This is a genomic window from Micromonospora echinofusca, from assembly GCF_017614955.1.
Taxonomy (GTDB): domain Bacteria; phylum Actinomycetota; class Actinomycetes; order Mycobacteriales; family Micromonosporaceae; genus Micromonospora; species Micromonospora echinofusca_A.
On sequence record NZ_WVUH01000468.1, the window covers coordinates 1 to 4,570 of the forward strand.

A 4,570-nucleotide genomic window follows, 5' to 3' on the forward strand; every position below is an offset into this window, starting at 1 on the left:
GTGGGTGTGCCGCTGGGGCTGGGTTGTCTGGTGCACTCCCTCGGTGACGCGCTGACCTTCAGCCGGGTGCCGCTGTTGTGGCCGGTCCGGCTGCGGGGTTGCCGGTGGGCGCCGCTGGGCATGTGGGCCCCGTTACGGTTCCGCACCGGCTCGGCGGCGGAACTGCTGCTGGTCGTGCCTGCCCTGTTGCTGTTGGGCGGCGTCAGCGCGTGGACGCTGATCACCCCGTAGCCCGCGGACACCTCGCCGCCGCCGACCTGGGCGCCGGCTCGACCTGCTCGACCGCTGAGTCTTCTCTACCGGCCGGTTCGTCGCCTACCGATGGTCCACTGTGGACGTGAGCTATGCTTCCCCGCGTCCGGCTGGCGGTGGACCCCGATCGGTCCCCGCTGTCGCCTGCGCCCCGGGTGCGGGTGGCCCTCCCTCCCGAGGCGCGACAGCTGTCCGCGCGGCGGGAGCCCGCCGACCGTGCGGGTCCGCCCGATCAGCCGGACAGCAGGGTAACGGCCGCAGCAGCCGGCCGGTAGGTGCCACCGGGGCGGAGCGTCGGTGCGCCGCCGGACCAGGCGCGGCCTCCAGTTCAGTCTTGCGGGACAGGAGGAACCTCCTGTCCCGTCGCTGTTCGCCACGTCGGAGAAGGGTCGAGACATATGTACGACGCGATAGTGATCGGCGCCCGCTGCGCGGGCGCGTCCACGGCGATGCTGCTCGCCCGCCAGGGTCACCGGGTGCTGGTGGTGGACCGGGCCAGCTTCCCCAGCGACGTCATCTCGACCCACTTCCTCTGGCCGCACGGCATGTCGTACCTGAACCGGTGGGGGCTGCTCGACCAGGTCCTCGCGGTCACCCCGTCGTACTCGACGATGAAGCTGGTCAACGACGGCATCGAGCTGACCGGTTCGGTGCCGGCGGAGCTGCTGCGGGAGTACTTCCGGGACCTGCACGGCGACGACTCGGGGGTCGTGCAGAGCTACGCCTCGGTGCGCCGCCTGGTGCTGGACCAGATCCTGGTCGAGGCCGCCGCCAAGGCCGGCGCCGAGGTCCGCACCAACTTCGCGGTACGGGAACTGCTCGTCTCCGACGGCCGGGTGGTCGGTATCCGGGGCCGTACCCTCGACGGCGAGCTGGTCGAGGAACGCGCCCGGATCGTGGTCGGTGCCGACGGCCGCAACTCCTTCGTCGCCCGCACCCTGAACCTGCCCAAGTACGACGAGCGGCCCCGGTGCACGTTCGCCTACTGGACCTACTACAGCGGCTTCGACCTCGGCCTCGGGCAGATCCACCGGCGGGGTCGGCTGGCCTGCGCGGTCGTACCGACCAACTTCGAACAGAACATGACCCTGGTCTGGGGGCCCAGCGAGTGGTCCCGCGACTTCCGGCGGGACGTGCCGGGCAACTTCCAGCGGGCGCTGGACTTCGTCAGCCCCGAACTGGGCGAGGTGGTCCGTACCCGGGGCACCCGGATGGAGCGCATCTACGGCACCCTCGACCAGGCTGCCTTCCTCCGGCCGCTGCACGGGCCCGGCTGGGTGCTGGTCGGGGACGCCGAGTGCTTCAAGGACCAGTGCACCGCCATCGGGATGACCCACGCCTTCCGTGACGCGGAGCTGACCAGCGCGGCCCTGCACCGCTGGCTCACCGGGGAGGCGACCATCGACGAGGCGATGACCACGTACGAGACCCGCCGCCGCAGCCAGAACGCCGCCGCCTACTACGACTACGTGTGCACCCTGGCCGAGATGCGTCCGTACCGGCACGACGAGTTGCAGCTCTTCGTCGCGCTGCGCGGCAACCAGCAGGAGATCGACCGGTTCATCGCCACCCACGCCGACATCGCCCCGGTCTCGGAGTTCTTCCAGGCGTCCAACCTCTTCCAGCTCAACGACGCCGCGAAGGAGTCCTCGGCGGGCTACGCCATCTTCGAGGACTTCGCCGCGACCAGCCGGATGTACCAGCAGAACCCGTTCGCCTGACCCGCCGCCACCGCTGACCCGATCCCAGGAGAACCACCGTGACAACCGACCTGCACCAGCGCGAAGACGGCGAGCTGATCGAGATCATCCTCAAGGCGGCCCGCTGCGGGGACGTCGAGACGATGGCGCGTACCGCCGCCGAGGTCTCCGAGATGACCCGCAACTGGGCGGGCCACATCCCGTGGGAGGACTTCGCCTCGCTGGACGGCGCCACCGACGAACTCAACCAGGTGATCGCCGACCTGACGGAGATGTGGGAGCCGGCGCACCTGCGCAACCCCGTCGACCCGGACGAGGAGTTCGCGCTGGACAAGAACGCCTACGACTTCTACCGCCCGGCCGGGCGTAACCTGCTGGACCGGACCGGGGACTTCTACGACTGGGTGGAGGCCCGCCGCCGGACCGAGACGTGGCAGTACTCCCGGGTACTGGAGGCGGCACCGGACAGCATCGCGCAGATCACCAACGACCTGGGCCGGCGTACCCGGGGGATCAACTTCAACTCGCAGGACTACCTGTCGTTCAACACCCACCCGGCGATCCGGGAGGCGGCGGCCCGGGCGATGCGGGACTACGGTCCGCACAGCGCCGGCTCCCCGATGGTCCTCGGCAACACCCGGATCTCCGACGACCTGGAGGCCGCCCTCGGCGACCTGCTCCAGCTCGAACACGTCACGCTGTACCCGACCGGCTGGGGCGCCGGGTTCGGCGCGATCACCGGCCTGGTCCGCCAGGAGGACCACATCGTGATCGACCGGCTCGCCCACTCCTGCCTCCAGCAGGGCGCCCGGGCGGCCACCCGCAACATGGTCCGCTATGAGCACCTCAACGTCGAGGCGGTCCGTCAGCACCTGGCCGAGATCCGGGCCCGGGACACCCGCAACGGCATCCTGGTCGTCACCGACGGACTCTTCTCCGTCGACGCGGACTACCCGGACCTGGTCACCCTCCAGGCCATCTGCCGGGAGTACGACGCCACGCTGCTGGTCGACGTGGCCCACGACCTCGGCTCGATGGGGCCGGGCGGTACGGGTGTCCTCGGCATGCAGAACCTGCTCGGCAGCGTCGACATCGTGATGGGCGCGTTCTCCAAGACGTTCTGCTCCAACGGCGGGTTCGTGGCCTCCCGGTCGCCCGCGCTCAAGCAGTACATCAAGATGTTCGGCGGCTCGCACTTCTTCTCCAACGCGCTCTCCCCGGTGCAGACCGCGGTGGTACGGGAGGCCACCCGGATCATCCGGTCCCCGGAGGGGGACGTGCTGCGCGGCCAGCTATTCACCGCGATCGACGCGTTGCGCGACGAGCTGACCAGCCGGGGGCTGACCTGCATGGGGGAGCCGTCACCGATCGTGCCGCTGCTGATCGGCAACGAGAAACTCGCCCGGATCGCCAACCGGCTCCTCTTCGACCGGGGCGTGCTCGCGTTCATGGTGGAATTCCCGGTCACCCCGACCGGGTCGTCCCGGTTCCGGCTCCAGGTGCAGGCCAGCCACCGCCCCGAGGAGGCCCGCGAGGCCGCCCGGATCATCGAGGGTGCGATCGCCGACTCCCGGTCGTACCTGTCCAGCGCCTTCGGCAGCGCGCCGAAGTAGACCCGGTCCGGAGGACGGCCCGGTCCCGGTGACCAGGTTGGCGGGTGCGCGACCAACCTGGGCCGGGTCCGGCCGACCACGGAACCGATGAGATCAGCGGGGCGGTGCCACAAGCTGCCGCCCCGCTGGTCGATCCCCGGCCGGATAGGGTCCATCGGTGCCGTTGACCTTCCCGTCGCACGTTGCGCCGGTACTGCCGTTGAAGCTGTGGCGACCGGCCTGGTTCGACGGGGTCGCCCTGGTCGCCGGTGCGCTCGCCCCGGATGCCGCGTACCTGGCCAGCGGGCGGCACGGTCATCCGTTCGGGGACACGCACTCCTGGCCCGGACTGCTGTGGTGGTGCCTGCCGGTGGCGGTCGCGTACACCTGGATCGTCCGTCGGTCCGCCGCCACCGTCGCCGTGCACCTGCCCGCCGGCGGGCGGTTCGGCTGGCGTCGCTACGGTTCCCTGAGCAGCCACCGGTACCCGTGGTGGACCACCGTGACCTCGGCCCTGCTCGGCGCGGCGACACACCTCGGCTGGGACCGGCTCACCCACACCGACGGCTGGGTGGCGGTACTGCTCGGCCGGCCCTGGCACGAGGTGAGCGGGATTCCGTGGTGGACCATCTCCGACCTGACCAGCACCGTGCTCGGCGCACTGATCACCATTGTGCTGACCGTCCGGGTCGCCCGGCATCCCAGGCTGCTCGTGTCCCGGGGTTTCGCGCCGGTACCACCACCGGCCGATCCACGTACCTTCTGGTGGGTTGCCGCCGGGGTGCTGGTCGTGGGCCTCGGGGTGCTGCCGTTCCTCCCGGCCGCCGGGCAGCCGGCCCCGACGATCGTACGGTTGCTGCACCTCGCCGCCCTGGCGCTGCTTGCCGGTGCCCTCGCCACCCGTGTCGACCCCGGTGTGAGGTCCCGACGATGACCGCTAGGCCAGGTCCGCCGTGGGGACCTGGACGCTGTCGAGCTGCTCCATTTCTGCTGGCACGCGCGGCGGCTCTGCCCGGATCCCCGCCC

Annotated in this window: 3 protein-coding genes and 1 pseudogene; all 4 read left to right on the forward strand. The window is 70.8% G+C overall.

Annotated features, from left to right (window positions below; translation table 11 throughout):
* Positions 1-231 (forward strand): annotated as a pseudogene (locus GSF22_RS31035) (metal-dependent hydrolase); the annotation flags it as partial.
* Positions 232-650: 419 nt separating this feature from the next.
* The gene (locus GSF22_RS31040) at positions 651-1,973 is read left to right on the forward strand and encodes an NAD(P)/FAD-dependent oxidoreductase (RefSeq protein ID WP_208817470.1); all 1,323 of its coding nucleotides are present in this window, start codon (positions 651-653) and stop codon (positions 1,971-1,973) included.
* 38 nt (positions 1,974-2,011) lie between these two features.
* Positions 2,012-3,565: an aminotransferase class I/II-fold pyridoxal phosphate-dependent enzyme gene (locus tag GSF22_RS31045; RefSeq protein WP_208817471.1), complete on the forward strand. Its 1,554-nt coding sequence runs from the start codon at positions 2,012-2,014 to the stop codon at positions 3,563-3,565.
* A gap of 157 nt (positions 3,566-3,722) precedes the next feature.
* Positions 3,723-4,478 carry a DUF4184 family protein gene (locus tag GSF22_RS31050; RefSeq protein ID WP_208817472.1) on the forward strand — a complete coding sequence of 252 codons (756 nt, stop codon included), beginning with the start codon at positions 3,723-3,725 and terminating at the stop codon, positions 4,476-4,478.
* Positions 4,479-4,570 lie beyond the last annotated feature (92 nt).

Bases quoted from the DNA above. Each gene is read 5' to 3' on its own strand.
- GSF22_RS31040 (WP_208817470.1), top strand. From the start codon at position 651: ATGTACGACGCGATAGTGATCGGCGCCCGCTGCGCGGGCGCGTCCACG.